The organism is Corynebacterium freiburgense (assembly GCF_030408815.1).
GTDB classification, from domain to species: Bacteria; Actinomycetota; Actinomycetes; order Mycobacteriales; family Mycobacteriaceae; genus Corynebacterium; species Corynebacterium freiburgense.
The window spans coordinates 1,104,005-1,124,459 of record NZ_CP047355.1 but is presented as its reverse complement, the minus strand read 5'-3'; the positions used below and the strand labels follow the sequence as shown (position 1 = coordinate 1,124,459).

The 20,455-nt window shown below is 49.2% G+C and carries 16 protein-coding genes, 1 tRNA gene and 1 pseudogene; 9 read left to right on the top strand and 9 right to left on the bottom strand.

Features of this window, described 5'->3' with window-relative positions:
• The 4 genes from narI to CFREI_RS05080 all read left to right on the top strand — a co-directional run bounded on the left by narI (position 1) and on the right by CFREI_RS05080 (position 4,243).
• The gene (gene narI / locus CFREI_RS05095) at positions 1–774 is read left to right on the top strand and encodes a respiratory nitrate reductase subunit gamma (protein ID WP_027013306.1); all 774 of its coding nucleotides are present in this window, start codon (positions 1–3) and stop codon (positions 772–774) included.
• A gap of 25 nt (positions 775–799) precedes the next feature.
• A complete protein-coding gene (gene modA, locus CFREI_RS05090) occupies positions 800–1,540 on the top strand; it encodes a molybdate ABC transporter substrate-binding protein (RefSeq protein WP_027013307.1) in 741 nt (246 codons plus the stop codon).
• Positions 1,541–1,549: 9 nt separating this feature from the next.
• Positions 1,550–3,466: an ATP-binding cassette domain-containing protein gene (locus CFREI_RS05085; protein WP_084170826.1), complete on the top strand. Its 1,917-nt coding sequence runs from the start codon at positions 1,550–1,552 to the stop codon at positions 3,464–3,466.
• Positions 3,467–3,532: 66 nt separating this feature from the next.
• Complete coding sequence (locus tag CFREI_RS05080; protein WP_156907801.1) at positions 3,533–4,243, top strand: helix-turn-helix transcriptional regulator; 711 nt, start codon at positions 3,533–3,535, stop codon at positions 4,241–4,243.
• Here CFREI_RS05080 and thrB read toward each other — a convergent pair.
• The 5 genes from thrB to argS all read right to left on the bottom strand — a co-directional run bounded on the left by thrB (position 4,240) and on the right by argS (position 11,380).
• Complete coding sequence (thrB, locus tag CFREI_RS05075; protein ID WP_027013309.1) at positions 4,240–5,166, bottom strand: homoserine kinase; 927 nt, start codon at positions 5,164–5,166, stop codon at positions 4,240–4,242. The two genes, CFREI_RS05080 and thrB, sit on opposite strands and share 4 nt — an antisense overlap.
• A gap of 44 nt (positions 5,167–5,210) precedes the next feature.
• On the bottom strand, positions 5,211–6,539 hold the full coding sequence (locus CFREI_RS05070) for a homoserine dehydrogenase (protein ID WP_027013310.1): 1,329 nt from the start codon (positions 6,537–6,539) through the stop codon (positions 5,211–5,213).
• A 714-nt stretch (positions 6,540–7,253) separates the two neighbouring features.
• A complete protein-coding gene (locus CFREI_RS05065; protein WP_035112406.1) occupies positions 7,254–8,207 on the bottom strand; it encodes an alpha/beta hydrolase in 954 nt (317 codons plus the stop codon).
• Between the two features lie 60 nt (positions 8,208–8,267).
• The gene (lysA, locus tag CFREI_RS05060; RefSeq protein WP_027013312.1) at positions 8,268–9,626 is read right to left on the bottom strand and encodes a diaminopimelate decarboxylase; all 1,359 of its coding nucleotides are present in this window, start codon (positions 9,624–9,626) and stop codon (positions 8,268–8,270) included.
• Positions 9,627–9,727: 101 nt separating this feature from the next.
• Positions 9,728–11,380: an arginine--tRNA ligase gene (gene argS, locus CFREI_RS05055; protein WP_027013313.1), complete on the bottom strand. Its 1,653-nt coding sequence runs from the start codon at positions 11,378–11,380 to the stop codon at positions 9,728–9,730.
• A 487-nt stretch (positions 11,381–11,867) separates the two neighbouring features.
• Between argS and CFREI_RS05050 the strand changes: the two genes are divergently transcribed.
• The 4 genes from CFREI_RS05050 to CFREI_RS05035 all read left to right on the top strand — a co-directional run bounded on the left by CFREI_RS05050 (position 11,868) and on the right by CFREI_RS05035 (position 15,005).
• Positions 11,868–12,653 carry a (Fe-S)-binding protein gene (locus CFREI_RS05050; protein WP_027013314.1) on the top strand — a complete coding sequence of 262 codons (786 nt, stop codon included), beginning with the start codon at positions 11,868–11,870 and terminating at the stop codon, positions 12,651–12,653.
• Positions 12,650–14,185, top strand: a complete 1,536-nt coding sequence (locus CFREI_RS05045) for a LutB/LldF family L-lactate oxidation iron-sulfur protein (protein WP_027013315.1) — start codon at positions 12,650–12,652, stop codon at positions 14,183–14,185. Before CFREI_RS05050 ends, CFREI_RS05045 begins: the two co-directional genes overlap by 4 nt.
• Positions 14,185–14,850 carry a LutC/YkgG family protein gene (locus CFREI_RS05040; protein ID WP_051256068.1) on the top strand — a complete coding sequence of 222 codons (666 nt, stop codon included), beginning with the start codon at positions 14,185–14,187 and terminating at the stop codon, positions 14,848–14,850. Before CFREI_RS05045 ends, CFREI_RS05040 begins: the two co-directional genes overlap by 1 nt.
• An 82-nt stretch (positions 14,851–14,932) precedes the next feature.
• A tRNA-Arg gene (locus CFREI_RS05035) sits at positions 14,933–15,005 on the top strand.
• A 47-nt stretch (positions 15,006–15,052) separates the two neighbouring features.
• Here CFREI_RS05035 and CFREI_RS05030 read toward each other — a convergent pair.
• Together CFREI_RS05030 and CFREI_RS05025 are read right to left on the bottom strand one after the other, a co-directional pair.
• A complete protein-coding gene (locus CFREI_RS05030; RefSeq protein ID WP_027013317.1) occupies positions 15,053–15,259 on the bottom strand; it encodes a PspC domain-containing protein in 207 nt (68 codons plus the stop codon).
• Positions 15,260–15,339: 80 nt separating this feature from the next.
• Entirely contained in the window at positions 15,340–15,795 is a 456-nt protein-coding gene (locus CFREI_RS05025) for a MarR family winged helix-turn-helix transcriptional regulator (protein ID WP_027013318.1), read from the bottom strand.
• A gap of 237 nt (positions 15,796–16,032) precedes the next feature.
• On the opposite strand from CFREI_RS05025, the pseudogene CFREI_RS05020 reads away from it, so the two are divergent.
• A pseudogene (locus CFREI_RS05020) lies at positions 16,033–16,557 on the top strand (polyisoprenoid-binding protein); the annotation flags it as partial.
• Between the two features lie 137 nt (positions 16,558–16,694).
• Here the strand turns inward: CFREI_RS05020 and CFREI_RS05015 are convergent.
• Together CFREI_RS05015 and CFREI_RS05010 are read right to left on the bottom strand one after the other, a co-directional pair.
• On the bottom strand, positions 16,695–19,286 hold the full coding sequence (locus CFREI_RS05015) for an AAA family ATPase (protein WP_027013319.1): 2,592 nt from the start codon (positions 19,284–19,286) through the stop codon (positions 16,695–16,697).
• On the bottom strand, positions 19,283–20,413 hold the full coding sequence (locus tag CFREI_RS05010; protein ID WP_027013320.1) for a metallophosphoesterase family protein: 1,131 nt from the start codon (positions 20,411–20,413) through the stop codon (positions 19,283–19,285). The genes CFREI_RS05015 and CFREI_RS05010 overlap by 4 nt, the downstream gene beginning before the upstream one ends.
• Positions 20,414–20,455 lie beyond the last annotated feature (42 nt).

The following is a 20,455-nucleotide window of genomic DNA, read 5'->3' as shown; positions in this document are numbered from 1 at the left end:
ATGTCGAACCTTGAAACGTTTTTATGGGTAGCATTTCCGTGGCTAAGTTTTGCAGTATTTATTATCGGCACAGTTTGGCGATGGCACTACGATCAATTTGGATGGACTACAAAATCCTCACAAATTTATGAATCAAAACTTTTACGGCTGTCTTCTCCGGTTTTCCACTATGGAATGCTTGGAGTGATTGCAGGGCATGTAGTTGGACTCGCTATACCAAAATCTTGGACTTTAACGCTTGGCATTAGTCAACACGCATACCACTTTTTGGCAGCGTACATCGGCAGTCTTTTTGGCCTGGCAGCTGTCATTGGGTTAATCGGCTTACTATATCGCCGTTTTGTTGTACGAACCGTACATTTAGCAACAACTATTGGCGATAAAATTATGTATCTTTTGCTTAGCATTGCAATTGTTTTAGGATTTTATGCTACCGTAAGTACTCAAATATTTGGCACTGCAGAAGGGTATGACTATCGAGAAACAATATCTCCGTGGTTACGTAGTGTTTTTGCATTTCAGCCCCAGCCAGAATTAATGGCAGATGTACCATTGGCGTTTAAGCTTCATATAATCGCTGGACTGATGCTTATTATTGCTTGGCCATTTACCCGATTAGTGCATGTTTTTTCGGCACCAGTTGGATACTCGACTCGCCCCTACGTGGTGTACCGCTCCCGTAGTGCAACTATGGAAGATCACCGGCGAAAAGGGTGGGAACCTGTTCATACTCGCCCTACTGAAGCTCAACAAGCGCGCTCCTATGGCGCGTAAGGCATAAAGTAGGTGAATAACCGTCATGAGATTTATTCGATATTTCTCACTGATTATTGTCTGTAGTGTTGTTATTACCGCTTGCAGCACCAGTAAATCTTCACCACCGAATCCTCAACTTTTAGTTCTTGCTGCCGCATCCACTCGTGTTTTAAATAAAGAGCTAGCAGAGTTAAGTGATCAAGAATTGAATTTTGTTAATGCAGGCTCATCCACTCTCGTACAGCAACTCTCAGATGGTAGCCCTGGTGATGTTTTAATTACCGCCGATAAGCCAACAATGGATCGAGCCGTCGAATTGCAACTGGTAGAAACTCCTCAGCGAGTGGCAACGAATCATCTTGTGCTGATTACGCCAAAGGGTAATCCAGCAGGAATTACCGGAGCAGATGACTCATTACGAAAAGCTACTGTAGTTGCGTGCGATGTACAAGTTCCCTGTGGACGCGCTACTGAAAAATTCGTAGGTTCCCTTGTGCCTGGTTTACAGTTTCAGTCTCGGGAACACTCAGTTACCGACGTTGTCGGTAAAGTTATATCAAACCAAGCAGACGTAGGTTGGGTTTATAGTAGCGACGCCCTCGCCGCTGGGGACGCCGTAAAGGTTTTTGATATTCCAGGCGCGGATGAAGTTCCAAACGAATATTTGGCCGCAGTGGTAAAGAACTCAAAACACAGGGACCAAGCTCAAAGTTTTATAAAACTCCTTCAAGCTCAGTCGACAAAACCTATATGGAGCCAATATGGTTTCAGACCAACCGAGTAAACGCGTATAATGTCTTCTCAGCCCCTCCGTGAAGCAAAAACAGTGATGCCGAGTGTGGTATCAATCAGCGCACTGATAGCAATCGCCACTGTAGTTTTCCCGATTATCGCTTTATTTCTACGCGTGCCATGGTCACGTTTCGGCGAGATTATTACAGAACCCCAAACGATCGTACTCATACGAATAACAGTTTCGGCAGCGCTTATATCTTCGGCAATTACAGTTTTTCTGGGAATACCTCTGGCACTATGGCTGCAAAACATTCACCGCTCGATAAGCGTGGTTAGGTTTTTTGTATTTCTACCATTGGCCCTTCCACCTGTAGTCAGCGGTTTAGCTTTAACTGCCGCCTTCGGGCGCCGTGGCATTCTTGCACCTATATTGGACATCTTTGGAATTCAGATTGGTTTTGCATTTCCAGCAGTTGTGATTGCCCACGTGTTTATTTCCCTGCCGTTCGTTGTTGTTGCAACAGACCAGGCATTACGGCACATGGATAGAGAGATTATTACCAGTGCAGCAATGCTGGGACTTTCTCCCGTTCGATTAGTAATTCAACTTATATTGCCATCAATATATCCCGCTATCATTGCAGGTACCGCTTTAGCACTATGCCGTTCACTCGGTGAATTTGGCACTACACTAACATTCGCAGGATCATTACCTGGAGTGACACGAACTATGCCTTTGGGGATCTACTTAGAACGAGAAATTGATCCGGAACGTGCACTTATCTTGGCGTTTTTACTGATTGCATTTGCGGTATCAGTCCTGCTGGGGGCCGGTTTATTGGTACTCAAATTACGCACCAACTCTCCACTAACAGTAGTGCATGGAGTAGGAGAAGCATTTGATTCTTTCACACTTGGCGAACTGACAAATCCGCATTCGGGAGGTGCCGAGATCTTCGTTCAGCGAGGTCACCTTAAAGCGAGTTTTCCTAGGAACTCAACTACTGCAATCATCGGTCCTAATGGCGCGGGTAAAACAACACTCGCAAATTTAATCACCGGTAGAATTCACGGTGCAAACACGACAATTCGTGGTAAACCAGTCGACGGTAATGTACTAGTTCCCATGCATAAACGAGGCGTCGTAATGCTCTCCCAACGCCATGGACTGCCTCCCCATCTTACGGTTTATCGAGCAATCCATATGTTTGCAAGGTCACCGGAAATCACCAGACAGCTTATTCATGCAGCTGGATTGCAGCCTATCGCAAATATGAAAATTTCTGCACTTTCGGGTGGCCAAGCAGCCCAGGTTGCCTTGGTACGGGCACTCGCAACAAAACCCCAAACTCTCATTTTGGACGAACCATTTGCGGCACTAGATGTCACTGCGGCTCAACGTTGGCGGAATTTTCTCCGCACAAATTCTGGGAAAAGGACGATTATTATTATCTCGCATGACCCTGTGGAAATAGCCAGCCTCGCGAATTCCATTCTCGTGCTTGAGCAAGGTCGCACGGTGGCCCACAAAAAAATCGAGGAGCTTCTTGCCATTCCACCTAATAATTTTGTGGCGCAGCTGATCGGAGTACATAGACTCCAGGGAAATTTATATTCATTAAATTCCGATACCGCAGTCTTACAAGCTGGCGGTGAATATATTGTTGGCAAAATTCGTTTTTCGGAACACTTACAGCTAGGTACCCCTTGCTTAGCAATTGTAAATCCAGAGGCAACCACTGTTCGTTTAGACACAGGTGGTGAATCCGTTATTGAATCTGCACGAAATTTATGGAAAGGCACAATCACTGCCATTGAGACTTTTGGCAGCACCACGGAGTTGAACATTGATTCCTGCGGCACAACGCTTCGGGTTCCCATTACAACGGCATCAGCAACTCGGCTTCAACTTGAACCTGGATCAAATGTATTGCTTTCCACCAAAGCCATTGCTGTTTCAATTATCCCGGCTTGAAATTCATCAGACCTTAAGTGGACGGTATGTGCCTGACCACGATATTTCATGAGTACACTCAAAAGCGTGCCTACCGATTTCTCTTCACCTTCACCTGCGGCAAGGCTTGCAACTGATACGCTCCCTTTGTCGCGCATGCAACGTCTAGTGCTTGAAACCATTCGAGGCTTTGAGCATGGGGCAAAAGCGTCAGACATTGCCGCAAAGCTCGGGATGCATATTAACACGGTCCGAGGGCATCTGGACGAACTTAGCGATCTTCAGGCAATTGTCACAGAGCGTGAAAAAACTCACGGACGGGGCCGGCCATCGGTAATTTTTCATGCACGTATACCCTCTGGAAGCGAAGTTTTAAGCGAGCATGCCGCGCTAGTTCATGCATTAGTGGATCACCTCGGTGATCCACATGATCCCAAAGTTCAAGAAACTGCAACGGATATTGGGCGCGAATGGGCACGGAAAATAGAGCGGTCAGGCAAAACTTGGTCAACCCCAGAAGAAGCAGCTAAGGCGCTTACCCGTGCACTGCGCCAATTAGGCTTTGATCCTGGAACGCGCTTTACTCGCAATGAATGCACTGTAATTGATGTCCATGCTTGTCCGTTTATTACCAGTGATCACAGACCACCAAATCCACTTATATGTGCAATACATGAGGGATTTTTACATGAAGCATTGGGTCCATATGGCCAAGGTATTGCACATATCCAGCTTTTGCCCATGGCAAAACCGAATTGCTGCCAAGTGCTTTTAGAAACGCAAAAAGATCAGGATTAAGAAAGCACAGTCACTTCCACTGGACCCGCAATTGGGAGTTCCATAACCTGCAATCCTGCCTCCATTGCTTCCGTGCGGATGTGATCTGGCACAGGATCGACCGAAAGCACCATCGCAGTTGGTCCAGCACCCGAAAGATACGCGGCAAATCCACGGTTGCGCAGGCGGTTGACCCATTCTGCGGTCACTGGCAGAACATCTGCCCGATAAGGTTGGTGAAGTCTATCACGAGTACCTTCCCAAAGCAGTTCTGGGTGATGTTGCAGGGCAACAGTCATAACAGCACAACGTGACACATTAAATCGGGCATCAAGGTGGGTCACATCGGAAGGGAGTACTCGGCGTACCGCCTCCGTTGATGCATGAAAGTCCGGCACTAAAGCGAGTGCACGGATACTAGGGTGCACTGGGATGGATACTGCACGATACTGAGGTTGGGTACGTCCGTCCACGGGAATTTCAGTCCAGGACACCACGGCGCTTCCTAAGACCGAAGCCGCAGCATTGTCGGGGTGCCCCTCAAAGGCTGATGAAAGCTGCACGAGCTGGGCGTCGTCAAGCGGAAAACCAGCGAGCCCATTGGCCGCAGCAACACCCGCAACCGCCGCAGCTGCAGACGACCCAAGACCACGGGATTGCGGAATAGTATTATGACAAACCACGCGCACGCCAGGTACCTCGACGTCGGCAGCTTTTAGTGCAGAACGAAGAGCTTTGACCACAAGGTGGGAACCGTCGAGCGGGAGTTCGCCTGCACCTTCACCAAAAACCTCAACTTCTAAGCCTTGGTCGATTACCTCTACTTCAACTGTGTCATACAATCCAAGGGCTAGGCCGAGGGTATCAAAACCCGGACCCAGGTTCGCAGATGAAGCAGCAACCTTCACACTTACTTTCTGTCCGACGCGCAACGGGGTTGGCACAATAGTTCTCCTTTTATATTCGCCTTATACGGAAAATACGGGAATCACTCGCCCTCAAGGCGGATAACGCTAGTAACTTCCTTGACTGCATCAAGCTCCTGAAGCTTCTCGACCGTGCGTGCCAAGTCTGCTTCACGGGCAGCATGGGTTACCACTACTAGTCGCGCCGTTTCCCCTTTATCTTCCTGACGGACCGTACGTAAGGAAATATCATTGGCACTAAACAGTGCAGCTACTTCTGCAAGCACGCCGAGACGATCCACTACCTGCATATCTACATGGTATCGGGTTTGCACATCACCAAAATCTGCAATTGGCAAATTCGCATAGGTTGATTCACCGGGTGCGCGACCGCCATGCACCTTATTGCGTGCTGCACCTACAAGATCGCCAAGCACCGCAGAAGTTGTGGGGGCACCGCCCGCACCATTGCCGTAGAACATTAGCCGACCTGCTGCCTCTGCCTCTACAAAAATCGCATTAAACGACTTATTTACGCTTGCCAGTGGGTGATCACGCGGAATCAATGTTGGATGCACCCGAGCCGAAATAACTTCCTCACCTTGCGGATTAATAAAACGTTCACACAATGCAAGGAGCTTAATTGTGTATCCGGCAGCCTTGGCAGCCTGAATATCATCACTGGTGATTTTTGAAATACCCTCGCAATACACATCGTCTTTTGTGACACGTGTATGGAACGCCAGCGATGCCAAAATAGCGGCCTTGGAGGCGGCATCATGGCCATCAACATCCGCCGAAGGATCGGCTTCCGCATAGCCTAAATCAATGGCCTGCTGCACCATATCCTCATAGGAAGCACCGGTGGTTTCCATAGCGTCGAGAATAAAGTTCGTTGTGCCATTAACAATGCCAGCGACAGATACAACCTGATCCCCAGCCAATGAACGACGCAATGGACCCACCACCGGAATAGCGGCAGCAACCGCGGCTTCAAAATACAAATCGACGCCCGCCGCATCTGCGGCCTCTGCAAGCTCAGCGGAATGTGCGGCAACCAACGCCTTATTAGCTGTAACCACAGATTTTCCAGCACGCAACGCAGCCAGCACTACCTCACGCGGATACTCGATACCACCAATGACCTCAACCACAATATCTACGTCATCACGATGAATAAGTTCCATCGCATCATCGGTTAGTAATGACTGGTCAACGCCCGCACGGGGTTTTGAAAGATCCCCAACCGCAACGCCCCGAACCTCAAGTTTGCCGCCCACCCGATGTTCCAAGGAGTCCTTATTGGCCATTAAAATACGTAACACTTCGCGGCCAACAGTTCCCTGACCCAAAATAGCAATACCAACAGGTACATCGGGGCCTTTGCCAGGATTATAGGTTGTTTTCGTCATACTATGTCTCCCCGTGATCTCAAATCGCTATGGAAATTAGGTATGACAGGCAGTCTAGACCAAGCTGTCTGAATATGCCTCATTGGGGGTGCACAATGAACTACTCCTCGTTTGCTGGACTCTTTGCCTCGTTTTTATATGAGGTGGGCTTGGGTGGGCTGGGGCCTGGGGCCTTGTGAACTGTACGGGGTTTTGTTCAGGCGCTGGTTGGGCGCTGGTTGGGCGCTGGTTGATCTTTTGGGCGTGTTGTCACAGATTCCATTTTTTCGGCGGATTTTATGGAATCTGCGACACGATAGGTAGGGAACCCCAGGTCAACGATTGTGTGCAATGTTGGTTGCTGTCACGAATTCCATTTTTTCAGGCGATTTTATGGAATCTGCGACAGTAGGAATAAAAAAAATATCTAGTTCAATAGGGTGAGCCTATCAAACTGCAGGTAAAGCGGCTCGAAGGCTCGGGAAATCAGCTCAACCCCCGGGAAACCCTGGATTTTCAGCCGACCCGCCCCAAAATATCAGGCAGATCTGACACCCGACACCCCGAAATCAGGCAGATTTCACATCACCCACAACCCGCCACCACATTTCCCCAGCTCACACCCCAAGACCAGGAGCACACAACACAAATCTGCCTTTCCCAGTCCCTCCCGCGCCTCAAGGACTATAGAAAGAAAACCACCCTAACCCTTCGGGGGGGCAACTTCAAAAATCCCTATAATGAGACCGCGAAAAAGTCAGCAATTGTGTCGAACGGAATTACATCCACACGATCATATAAATCAATATGGCTGGCCCCAGACACAATAACAAGATCTTTAGGTCCGTTATAGTCCCGATACATCGTCTCACTCAATGACCTGGAATGAGCATGCTCACCCGCGAGTACTAACACGGGCCGTGGGATAAGATCGTCCAAATACCGCAACCCACCATAGGAAATATGAGATGGTGCACTGGTAATAGTAAACGCACCAGTAGCATGCGGATGACGTCCTCGATCGGTGGCGTAATACTCAAAAAACTCCTGCGTAATAGGATCGAATTCCCCATCGGGCATTTCCACCGGAAAACTTGGCGTGAGTGCAGGCCGATTTGTATCTACATCACGCCACCGTTGTTTCGCAATATCCTCCAATAATTGGCCACGCTCCTGTATCGTCATCGTATCTTCCCAGCCACAGCGACTAATCCGGCTCACGTCATATAACGACGCCGTGACAATTGCGCGAATACGAACATCTCCACGCGCAGCATTTAAAACAAACCCACCACTACCGCAAATCCCCACCGCACCAATGGATTCCCGGTCAATAAAATCCAGTGTGCCAAGAAAATCCACACCAGCACTAAAATCCTCAGCAAAAATCTCCGGAGATGTAATACTCCGAGGCGCCCCACCACTTTCCCCATTAAATGAAGGATCAAACGCCAGCGCAATAAACCCTCGAAGCGCCAATTGCTGCGCATACACTCCAGGACTTTGCTCCTTTACCCCGCCGTGGGGTGGACCTACGACAATCCCAGAATGCGTAACATCCAAATCAAGATCACGACGCCGATATAAGTCAGCCGCAATCTCAATGCCAAAACGATTCCGGAATTTCACCGGAATCCGCATAACCTCGTCTGAAAGGATAAAAGTGTAACCATCCGCTTGCATTGGCATAGGAATCATCTCCCAACTTCGCTTTCCCCAAGGCTAGCGAAAAGTAGCAATGCATAAACGCTATTCCACTTCGAGGCTCATAAGGTCCTCGATCGTTTCCCGTCGAACCATAAGCTTTGTGTTGCCATTGCGAACGGTGACTACCGGCGGGCGACCGAACATATTGTATCGGCTGCTCATTGGGTAGCAATATGCCCCTGTTGCTGCTAGTGCAATGAAATCGCCTGTGGCAATGTCATTGGGCAGCGCGGCGTTTTCTATTAAAATATCGCCAGCTTCACAATGGCTTCCCACAATGCGAGTATCGGTCAACGGCGCTTGTTGATCGTCTTCCCCGGAAAAACGGTTGACCAAACGTGCATCATATTCCGCCTGGTAGAGCGCCGTTCGGATATTGTCACTCATTCCTCCGTCTACGGCGATATAGCGCCGAGTGGAGTCATCGGTAATGTGCACGTCTTTGACGGTTCCCACTTCGTACACCGTCACCATTGATGGGGCAACTAGCGCGCGACCGGGCTCTACTAAGACTCTCGGCGCTACAAGGCCTAGATCGCGCGCCTTGGACGCAACCTTTTCCTGCAGCGCTGTCGCAATACCGGCAATATCGAGCGGGGACTGATCCTCTGTATACGGAACACCGTACCCGCCGCCTAAATCAAGGATGCCGAGTTCGGCGGCGGCCTCTGCAGGAAGTTCCTTATGCAGACGGGCCCATAAACCAAGTACTCGTTCGGCCGCTAGAGAAAATCCTTCCGCGTCAAATACTTGTGAACCAACATGGCAATGTAGACCCACAAGCCGCAGGTTTTCTGCTCGAACTGCGGCGATAGCTGCAGCAAAGGCGGAACCAGATGCCAGGGAAAAACCAAACTTTTGGTCTTCATGTGCGGTGGCTATGAATTCGTGGGTGTGTGCTTCAATGCCTGGTTTTACTCGAATAAGAACGTCTTGAATATATCCCTCTTGGGCAGCAACCAGGTCTAAAAGTTCGAGTTCCTGGGAAGAATCTATAACCACATGACCGACCCCGTTACGCACGCAGGTGCGTAAAAAGTCCACACCTTTGTTATTTCCATGTGCAGTAATCCGGGTGGCTGGAAATCCGGCGGCTAAAGCCACTTGCAATTCCCCTAAGGAAGCAACATCGAGGCATAAGCCTTCTTCATCTACCCAGCGTGCCACTGCTTTGGTGAGAAATGCTTTGGATGCATAATGCACGTTTTCGCCGCCACCAAATGCGAGCGCCATATCTCGGCATCGAGAACGAAAATCGTCTTCGTCCAGCACAAATACAGGGGTTCCGTATTCTTCTGCGATTTCTGGCAATGGCACACCAGCCACGGTCACCACGCCATCTTCTTGGCGGCAGGCATTTCGTGGCCAAACATGCGCGGGAAGATTATTAAAGTCGCTCATATATTCCCTGTAGTGATGGTCGGCATTGCGGAATCGGAGTTCATTGTACAAATCTGCTCGCGAAAACACATTCCAGCAGTGTGGCGCGGAAAAATACCGGATTACATTCGTTCTGGCGCGGAAACTCCCACAAGCCCTAGTGCATTGGCCAGTGTTTGCCGAGTCGCCTCAGCCAAGGAGAGGCGAGCCGCATGAAGTGGAGTAACTTCCTCATCGCGTTTCGGCAAGATAACGCAATTGTCATAGAAACGGTGGAAGGTTCCGGCGAGTTCTTCGGCATAGCGGGCGATCCGGTGTGGTTCACGGAGTTCGGCTGCTGCTTTCACTACAGCAGGAAATTCACCAAGTGTTCGAATAAGGTCGCCTTCGCGTTCATGTGTAAGCAAGGAAAGATCTGCTCCTTCCGTGGTTACCCCACGTTCGATTGCTTTCCGACCAATTGAACAAATACGTGCATGCCCGTATTGGACGTAGTACACCGGGTTGTCATTAGATTGCTTGGCCCAAAGATCAAGATCGATATCAAGGGAGGAATCAACCGAAGAACGAATCAACGCATACCGAGCTGCATCGACGCCAAGTGCTTCAACGAGGTCTTCGAGTGTAATAACGGTGCCAGCTCGCTTAGACATTTTCTTTATTTCGCCATTGGAAAGCAGATTGACCATTTGACCAATCATTACTTCTACCTGGTCCGGGTTGTGCCCTAGCGCGCTTGCCGCAGCTTTCAAACGCGCTATATACCCGTGGTGGTCAGCACCCAACATATAGATACAAAGGTTATGGCCGCGCTGGATCTTATCTTCGATATATGCGATATCTCCTGCGATATACGCGGCATTCCCATCAGATTTAATAACTACGCGGTCTTTATCATCACCAAATTCTGTTGACTTTAGCCACCAAGCACCATCGGCAAAATATAGATTTCCACTTGCCTTGAGCTCTTCGATTGCACGTTCAACGGCTCCGGATTCAAACAAGCTGTTCTCATGGAAAAATACATCGAAGTCAGTGTGGAATTCATGGAGTGATTGCTTGATCTGCGCAAACATCATTTCGACGCCGTGCTTACGGAAGGTTTCCTGCATAGTTTGCGGATCTTGCTGCAATACCTCTGGATGTTTTGCTACCACTGCTTGCGCAATATCCTGGATATAAGCTCCGCCATAACCGTCTTCTGGGGTTTCCTGCCCGAGCGCTGCCGCAACTAGCGAATGCGAGAAGCGATCGATTTGTGCCCCGTGGTCATTAAAATAGTATTCGCGTGTAACTTTCGCGCCGGTGGCGGCGAGAATGCGACCTAGGGAATCGCCAACAGCAGCCCAACGGGTACCACCAAGGTGGATTGGCCCAGTCGGATTTGCGGAGACAAATTCAAGATTTACTACTAGGTTTGCAAAAGCATCTGAACCACCATATTCGGCTCCTTGTGCAAGTATTTTTGCCACGATTTCGCCTTGTGCAGCAGCAGCTAACCGGAGGTTAATAAAACCTGGACCTGCAATTTCAGCACTATCAATTGCTGGTTCTTCTTGCAGGGCGTCAACAAGCCAAGTGGCAAGTTCACGCGGATTTACTCCAGCTTTTTTTGCCACTTGCAATGCCAGATTTGTAGCGTAATCGCCATGCTCTGGATTACGTGGTCGCTCCACTACAACCTGTTCGGGCAAGAGTGAGGCGTCGAGTTTTCGATCTTGAAATACCCGAGCTGCGGCGGAACGAATACATAAAGCTAAATCTGCAGGAGTCACGGGTGCAGATTCTAGCGGACGCAACGCAAAACACGGGAAACGAGTATTCCTCCGTATCAATACAGCACCATGGCAATACAACCCCTTTTTGCGTAAAGGTTGAATTTGGCCGATTTCCCTAAGACTCGGTTGGTTTTGCCCATTATTCGTTACATAAATGCCAACGCCGTAATCTTCCACCATTCACCAATTATGTGATTCTCATCACATTTAGATATATGTCAATCCATGTTTGTGTAGCAGATTTTAGTCAATACAATTCTTTTACTTCGGCGTACATGTCACTTACCAGCATCAACACAAGCGAAGCACTGGTGATAACAATTTACGAAACGCTTTTGTTGCGGAATAACCGCAGGTTAGGGCCACCTTATCCGACTTTGTAAGGGCACCTATAGCGGTAATATCGGCACTATCGAGCATGAGATTGGTATGACCTAACCCATGCTTTTCACCCATAATGCCCCAACAACCGTGAGGAGCAACCGTGCGTGTAGCGCTGTTTTCCACTTGCATCGGTGACGCAATGTTCCCGGATGTGGTCAAGGCCACCGCTATTATTCTCTCCCGACTCGGCCATGAAGTTGTGTTTCCGCCCGAACAAACTTGCTGTGGCCAAATGCATGTTAATACCGGCTACCAGCGGCAGGCTATTCCCCAAATCCGCAATTATGTAGATGCTTTTGCCGATCCTTCTATTGATTGTGTGGTTGCCCCTTCCGGCTCCTGCGCAGGGGCTGTGCGTGAACAGCACGAGCATGTTGCCTCCCGCTATGGCAACGCCGCGCTTGTCGACGGCGCTCGCACTGCCGCCGCAAAAACCTACGATCTCTCCGAGTTCTTGATCGATATTGCTGGCGTAGAAAATGTTGGCGCGTTTTTCCCGCACCGCGTCACTTATCACTCCACTTGCCACTCCCTTCGCTTCCTTAAGGTCGGCGACCGCCCATTACGCCTGCTACGCAATGTAGAGGGAATTGACCTCGTAGAGCTACCACATGCAGATGAATGCTGTGGGTTTGGTGGCACATTTTCCGTAAAGAACGCCGAAACTTCCGCCGCTATGGTTCACGATAAAGTACGCAATATTCGCGATACGCAAGCTGAATATGTCACCGCTGGCGATGCTTCTTGTCTTATGAATATTGGTGGCTCGCTCTCCCGCCAGCATGCCGGTGTTCGAGCAATCCACATGGCAGAAATCCTGGCCTCTACAAAGGCACACCCCTGGTCACCTGAGTCCGCTATCTACACCAAGGAGGTAATGCTGTGACCATTTCACTTGGCTCCCCCGCTATGCCACCTCGCGCGTCCAAAGAAGTTGGCAACCTCCGCGGCACTCGTTCCTTCCAGGCTGCCGCCCATGAAGATCTTTACAAAGCCACTCAGCGCCGCAATCTTCATAAAGCAACCCACACCATTCGTGGCAAGCGCGCCGCAGTTATTAATGAAATTGATGACTGGCAAGACCTCCGCGAAGCCGGTTCAGGCATTAAACGCGATGTTATGGCACGGATGCCCGAGCTATTAGAGCAGCTCGAAGCTTCAGTCACTGCTCGTGGCGGCCATGTGCACTGGGCACGCGATGCTAAGGAAGCGGGCGAGATTGTTACCCAGCTCGTCCAAGACACTGGTGAGACCAATGTTGTAAAGATTAAGTCCATGGCCACAATGGAAATTGGCTTAAATGAGCAACTCCGTGCTGCCGGTATTTCCGCGCGGGAAACAGACCTAGCAGAACTTATTGTTCAGCTCGGCCATGATAAACCTTCGCATATTTTGGTTCCTGCAATTCACCGCAACCGCGCCGAAATTCGCGATATTTTCATTAAAGAGATGCCCCATACAGACGAATCTCTTTCCACCGAACCTGCAGAACTTGCGGAATCTGCCCGTATTTTCCTTCGCGAGCAGTTTATGCAAGCCAAGGTCGCAGTTTCTGGGGCAAACTTTGGTGTCGCGGAAACCGGCACAATCGCCATTGTGGAATCTGAAGGCAATGGCCGTATGTGCCTTACCTTGCCTGAGACCCTGATCTCTGTCATGGGTATTGAAAAGATGCTTCCAACCTTTAAGGATTTTGAAGTCTTCTTGCAGCTCCTTCCGCGTTCCTCTACCGGTGAGCGCATGAACCCTTACACCTCCTTGTGGTCTGGTGTCACTGAAGGTGATGGGCCAAAGAATTTCCATTTGGTTTTGGTTGATAATGGCCGCACGGCAGCACTTGCTGATGAGATCGGCCGCGAAGCATTGAAATGTATTCGTTGCTCGGCGTGCTTGAATGTCTGCCCAGTCTACGAACGTGCAGGTGGACATGCCTACGGTTCTACGTACCCAGGCCCAATTGGCGCTATTCTTACACCGCAGCTTACTGGTATTGATTCTGCTCATGATCCCAATGCCTCACTGCCTTATGCTTCCTCATTGTGTGGTGCCTGCTATGAGGTTTGTCCTGTAAAGATCGATATCCCATCCGCATTGTTGGAATTGCGCCACCAAAAGATCGAAGGCCACAAGCCAAAGATCGAAGGTGTGCTTATGGGCATGGTTGGTATGGCATTTGGCCATGCAAAATTGTGGAATCTCGCCACCAAGTTGGTCCCGTTGGGCCGTATCCTTGGCGGTCGCAAAAAGAAGATCACCCACTTGCCAAGTTTCCTCGCCGGCTGGACAGATGTTCGAGACACTTCTGTGCCTCCAAAGAAGTCGTTCCGCCAGTGGTTTAACTCTGATGAGGCCAAGGAATTGCTTGCGCAGGCTCGTTCTGAAGGCATCCCTGGAGCAAGTGTGAAGGAGAACAAGTAATGACTATCAATCAGGCTGCCCGGGACGCCCGCAATGCGGATGCAAAAAAGGAGATCCTGGAGCGTATTCGTAACGCCCATCGGCTGGCTAAAACTCCTGCTGGCGGTTATGAGGTAACCCGCAAGTACAACGTGGAGTATGCCTTTACCGATGCGGAGCTTAAGGAAACCCTGATCGACCGTCTGCTCGATTACAAGGCGATTGTAAAGGAAGCCACCGAAGCTACGCTCGGTGAGACCATAGTTGAGCTTCTAGAGGAACGTGGCGCCAAGGATGTCCGTTATGCGGAAGGTCTTGATCCAGAGTTATTTACTGGGTTTACAGGCTCCGCCACACCTGATGATCGCACAACCGATCCACGTCTGTTGGACGCAGTCGATGTGGTGGTTACGGATTCACATGTCACCAGTGCGCAAACAGGTACGATCTGCCTGGAGTCGAACCCTACGAATGGTCGCCGCGCATTAACACTGGTTCCGGACTGCCATATCTGTATTGTTCGCAAGGATTCCATTGTGTATGGAGTTCCGGAAATGGTTGAACGTCTCAACCGTACGCTTCCAATCACTATGATTTCTGGCCCATCGGCGACATCGGATATTGAGCTCAACCGTGTCGAAGGTGTTCACGGACCTCGCACATTGATCGTGGTTATCGTCGACTAACCTTGCTGCTTTTCGACGCCCCGGGGGTGACGGGGCGTCGATTAGCATCACGGCCGAAGGAATGCTAAAGTTTTCCAGGTCAGCCTCCGTAGCTCAGGGGATAGAGCACTGGTTTCCGGTACCAGCGGTCGCACGTTCGAATCGTGTCGGGGGCACAACGAAAAAGCACCTACCAAAAATGGCAGGTGCTTTCGTTTTACAACTACACTGTGCGCTCGGGCATAAGAAGCCATGCTACGAGATAAATCACAAATTGCGGGCCTGGAAGCAGGAACGACAAAACAAACAATAGGCGGACGGCCGTTGAATTCCAGCCGTAGGTTTCTGCCACCCCGCCCAAGACACCAGCAATATAGCGATCACTAACACTACGCTGCAATGGGCGCTGCATATATGGGGTAACCGTCATTTGAGACACTCTCCTTTAGCGATTTTAAGGGGCTTTCCTCTCCTAGTATCGCCCCTGCAAAGGATCGCGCGCATCAGGGTTTACCCTTGTTTTTCCCCTAATATTCGTTCGAGAACGGGACGCAACGCTTGCATTTCCTCATCGGTGATTTTGTCGAAAAACAGTTCGCGGACACGTTCAACGTGTTCCGGAGCCGCCGATTCTAAGCGACGTCGTCCTTCCGCTGTAAGCTCCACAATCACCCCACGCCCATCATCGGAGCACTTCTGCTTAACCACAAGCCCACGGCGCTCCATACGCGTAATTTGATGCGAAGTGCGACTACGATCCCAATTTAAAGAAGCACATAAGTCCCGTAATCGAGTTTCTTTTTCATTACTTTCAGAAAGGTGCACTAAAACTGCAAATTCGGGCACCGAAATCCCATGCCCATCTTGCAGAGTCATATCCATGCCGCGATCGACATAGCGGACAGCAGCGAGGAGTAGCCTCCACAATTCCTGCTCTTGGTCGTTCAGCCATCTTGCGGTTGTCATACTTACCTAGAATAAACGTATTCGCTTCACTAATGAAATTGGCGCCATATATTCAATTGTGGGCAATTTTATGTATTCAATTTATATCAACTACCAGCATTTCTAAGAACTGATGTTGGAAATTCTTATATTGGCGAAAGCTATACATCGCACTCATTGATATCCATAGAATCGATTACTAAGCTTGCAATTTAGTCACTGATCGAGCGGTCAACATTCCGCCCAAAGGAGAACGCAATGACTTTATTCGACGGCACGTATTTTCTGGATCCGACTCATTCTCGAGTTGGATTCTGGGTGCGTCACGCAATGGTAACGAAAATGCGTGGAGAATTTCTTGACTATGAAAGCTATATCGTTCTTGGAGACGATTGCAAAATAGAAGCAATTATTGAAACTCCCAGTATTTCTACCAGTAATCCAGACCGGGATTATCACCTGCTCAATGACGATTTCTTCGAGACCGACAAATACCCCACAATTACTTTCTTTTCAACCGAAGTATCTTGGGTCCATAATTATAGGGCCTCAGTAACTGGGGATCTGACCATTAAAGGCGAAACGCATCCAGTTACTCTAGATGTCCATATTATCGGCGTAGCCGACGATCCAATGGGCGCTACACGTATGGGTTTTGAAGGATATCTCAAGATCAATCGGACAGACTTTAATATGACTTTTAATACCCCAATGGAATCCGGTGGATTGATGCTTGGCGAAGATGTCACCATTGAAATCGAGGGTTCTGCAATTCTACAAAGCCCAGGTACAAAAGCCCCTGATCTGCGAGAAAAGTTCGCCAAGAGAGAAACAAAAACTTTATCAAATGAAAAGTCGCCTAAGAAAAAGGATGAGCAGGAAGAATCCACTGAACAAACAAGCAAAAAAGCGAAAAATCCTTAGCGTTTCAGCTCCTCAATTGGGAGCATTTTCGCGCCAACGATGCGCAAATATCGGCTTTGATCACATGTGAGAATAAGTACCTGGTGCTGCTTGCCAATTTCCGTAAAAAGCGCGGACATACGACCAATTCTGCTCGAATCAGTACTACCAAGCGCATCATCAATAATGATCGGAACACCATCCTCCGAAACAAGTTGCGCAATAGCTAAACGTGTTAAAATCGAAAGCTGTTCCTGAGCTCCAACTGATAAAGCATCAATTTTTAGCGGAGTATTTTTTACTTGACGTTGCTCAATCTGCAGTTCTTGAGTCAATGTAAAACCAACATCATTTCCAAAAATTGGCTTTGCTAAATGCGTTAATGCGGCAACAAAAGGCTCTGCATATTTCTCCCGTGCAATTTCACGATGCTCTAATAGCGTAGTGCGCAAAAGTTGTACAGCCTCTGCCCGCCTTTGAACCGCTGCTAATTGGGTTTCTGCTCGCTGAACCGCTCCTTGAGCTTGTTCGGCCCGTTCTGCTATGCCAGCTACTTGGGCAATTCTCCCCTGCAGCTCGGCGAGTTCCTTTTCGGCATTGAGTTCTAGAATCCCGAGTTGCCGCAATTGTGCTCGTGCGCCATCAAGCACTCCAGCAGCTATTGAAGCATCATTGTCCATAGCCCGAGCCTCTTCATATGCAGTATGGGCAGCAATACGTCGTTGGCGCAGCTCATCCACATGTGCCTCCAAAGAAGCTAAAGGCTGCAGCAGTTCTTGATGCTCAGCTTCGTCCTGAGCTTGCAGCAACCTTTTTTCCACATCAGCTAGCCGTGCTTTATGCACTTCATAGTTGGAAAAAGCGTCTGATTCCACCCAGGCATCTAATTCTGATCTAATAAGCGCAACCTGTTTTTCCGCTGCCTCATAAGCGTTACGTGCGGTAGTCACATCCTCTTGAGCACGGCTCATTTCGGGCACTTCGGAGAAATCAAGATCACTCATGCTCGCAAGACGGGCTTGGATATGCTGCAAAGACTCCCCCTGCGGTAATAATGCTTCTAAGCGGAGCTTTGCTTCCGAAAGTTTTGTTTGATGGGCTTCGCCTTCTCGTTTGGCAGCCCGCGCTGCATCAAGGTCCTTACAATCAAGGCGCCGAAGGGTTTCTTCAAGTTTTCGGCGGGCTTCCGCTACCTCAACTTGGGCCACTTCCCCGTCACTGCCAGCACGTACAACCGCCGTAATATCACCAAAAACAAAGGTAGACTCCCCAACCACTTCAATATCTTGAGCCGAAGCAGCAACCTCAATTTCCTGGCCGTCGATAAGAATTTCGGTAGTCCGCGTGGCCGAAAGCGAAATTTTTGTTGCCACCGCAGCTTGCTTAATTTCAGCGCTTTGCACCGCAAATTGTGCACGTTCCACGGCTTCTATATCGGCTTGTGTAAGCAATCTATTCGGAAGTGCTTTCTGAAGCTGGAGCACCTCGTTTTCAGCCTCGACAAGCTTTGCAACCAGTGCCGTATCGCGTTGGAACTCCACCGATTTTTGGCTTAACTCTAGAGCCTTTTGTGCCTCTGCTAAAGCCTGTGAGGTCCGGGATGCGTCTTTTTGAGCCGCCGCAAATCTGCCCTTAAGCTGGTTTTTTTGCGCGGCAGCGTGTTCCGACTCCAAACGTAATTCTTCAGAGTTAGCCGCAAGTTGTGCCACCTGAACCTGAAGCCGCTGAATATGCTCACATTGTTGTTGCCGAGATAAAAGCTCCTTTTCTGCGAGCGTAAACTTTGCTTGCGCGGTTTCCAAAGATTCTTTCAAACGCGCAGTGTTTTCGCGTGCTGCTACCGCCTCCGCATTACGAGTTTCGGCTTCCGCAAGCTCCGCTTCCGCCAATGGACGACGCCCCTGCACCTGCTCAAGTTGCTCGCTTGCAGCACGGTGGCGATCAATATAATGCTCCAAATCCCGGTATTCACGTTCAGCCTGCGCACATTCTTTCTGTGCCTGCTCCAGCCGTGCACGGGCAGCTTTATACTCACCTGCAGGAATGCCGGTTTTCATAGTGAAGTAACGGGAATATTCCGCATCAATACGTCGCATAAGCGCAGAATCATCACTCGTATCTATCGTTTGATCCTGCTCCAAAGCATTTACCAAGGATGGAATACCCACAGCCTGCACATCAATATGTGTTTTGCCTTGGCGCATAAATAAAGCTTCAAATAGATTGTGATCTAAATGCTCGGAAATTATCTCTTCAAGTTTTTGATCCGCTTCCAATCCCATAAATTGCTCAAGTCGTGGCGCCGTAATGCGCAGGCGAGACGATTTCTTGCGCAGATAAGTCTTATCAATATGAAAGCGGTATGGACCAACCGTAGCCTCTAACTGAATCCTCGGCCCAATATCTTGGCCCACTGGCTGCAAACTACGAATAAATTGTGATTTACTGCCATGCCGAATATATAGCACCGTATGTAGTGCATCTAGAATCGTTGATTTTCCAGCTTCATTATCGCCCGAAATAACAACAACACCGGTCTCTGGTAAACCATCAAGCTTTAGATGCTCAATGCCACGAACATGCTCAATTTCAATGCTATGCAAAATCATGATGCAGCCTCCTGCGCAAAACGGAACAATAACCGCAATGCATCCGCAGCACGTTCATCTTCTTTATGCTCAAGCAATTCATGCATAGCATTGCGGGCATAACCAGTTACTTCCAGATTCAGCAATTCATCCGATGTGGGTTCCACCATCAGCGACATGAGCCGTTTGCGTTCAAAAAGGGCAGCAAATACCGGCTCACGCTGCTCTAAATTCCGCTCTAAATACCGTAGATCTTCAATTCCTAGTGTGCCTCGCAGTGCGTACTTCACTACGGTTCGAGATTTATCTGGATACGCGTCTAAAGCAGCTAAAAAAGAATCAATATCGGATCGCGAATTCACATCAAAGATAAGTGCCTCAAATGTCCATGCACCCACTGGCACTTCCCGCACATCAACGGTTGCCTCATCAACAGTAACCACCAATGCATTCCCAGAGTTACTTTCACCCCCACCCAGGCTCGCCCGATCATAAAAATCTGTTGTTTCAGGTGAACCTGAAAACCACACCTTACCTGAATCACCCACCTGCTCACTAGAATGCGTATCGCCTAATGCAAGGTAATCAATTTTCCGTTCACTCAGGGCTAATTCCACCACAGCAAGATCAATATTGGCATCACCACCACGAGATTCCGCTTGACCATGACCAACCCCGATCCGCACATGTCCCTCAGCTTGCGGCTCTAATCCAGCTAGCGAGGCAGCTACTAGATCAACCACTGAATGCTTACTGGTGAGCGGGGCACCCACCAATTCGACTCCTGGCAACACCACGAATGGATCATGAGTCTCAATAAGATGCACATTGGGTAATTCCGCTGCGTTACGCAACATACTATCGGCTGTCAGCGGATCATGATTACCCGGCAGTAAATACACGTCCACAGGTAGTTTCTTCAATACTTCTTGGGCACGCCCAAAGGTCCGCGGACTAAGGCTATTATGCTCAAACACATCACCAGCAACTACGATAAATTCGCAGTTGTACTCGACGGCAATTTCTCCAAGCCGGGAAATCGCCGCTAGCCGGTCTTGCTCGAATCGAGCTTGAGCTTCCCCATCTAAAAACCAACGGGTCATCCCTAACTGCCAATCCGAAGTATGCAAGAACGTAACTTTTTTCATACGTCTATCACTACTCTGTGCTCTAAACAGCCATTCATTTCT

Excerpts from the sequence above, each read along its gene's own strand:
- narI (WP_027013306.1), top strand. The coding sequence starts at position 1 with ATGTCGAACCTTGAAACGTTTTTATGGGTAGCATTTCCGTGGCTAAGT.
- modA (WP_027013307.1), top strand. The coding sequence starts at position 800 with ATGAGATTTATTCGATATTTCTCACTGATTATTGTCTGTAGTGTTGTT.
- CFREI_RS05085 (WP_084170826.1), top strand. The coding sequence starts at position 1,550 with ATGTCTTCTCAGCCCCTCCGTGAAGCAAAAACAGTGATGCCGAGTGTG.
- CFREI_RS05070 (WP_027013310.1), bottom strand. The coding sequence starts at position 6,539 with ATGACGAAAACAACCTATAATCCTGGCAAAGGCCCCGATGTACCTGTT.
- CFREI_RS05065 (WP_035112406.1), bottom strand. The coding sequence starts at position 8,207 with ATGCCAATGCAAGCGGATGGTTACACTTTTATCCTTTCAGACGAGGTT.
- lysA (WP_027013312.1), bottom strand. The coding sequence starts at position 9,626 with ATGAGCGACTTTAATAATCTTCCCGCGCATGTTTGGCCACGAAATGCC.
- CFREI_RS05040 (WP_051256068.1), top strand. The coding sequence starts at position 14,185 with ATGACTATCAATCAGGCTGCCCGGGACGCCCGCAATGCGGATGCAAAA.
- CFREI_RS05030 (WP_027013317.1), bottom strand. The coding sequence starts at position 15,259 with ATGACGGTTACCCCATATATGCAGCGCCCATTGCAGCGTAGTGTTAGT.
- CFREI_RS05025 (WP_027013318.1), bottom strand. The coding sequence starts at position 15,795 with ATGACAACCGCAAGATGGCTGAACGACCAAGAGCAGGAATTGTGGAGG.
- CFREI_RS05015 (WP_027013319.1), bottom strand. The coding sequence starts at position 19,286 with ATGATTTTGCATAGCATTGAAATTGAGCATGTTCGTGGCATTGAGCAT.
- CFREI_RS05010 (WP_027013320.1), bottom strand. The coding sequence starts at position 20,413 with ATGAAAAAAGTTACGTTCTTGCATACTTCGGATTGGCAGTTAGGGATG.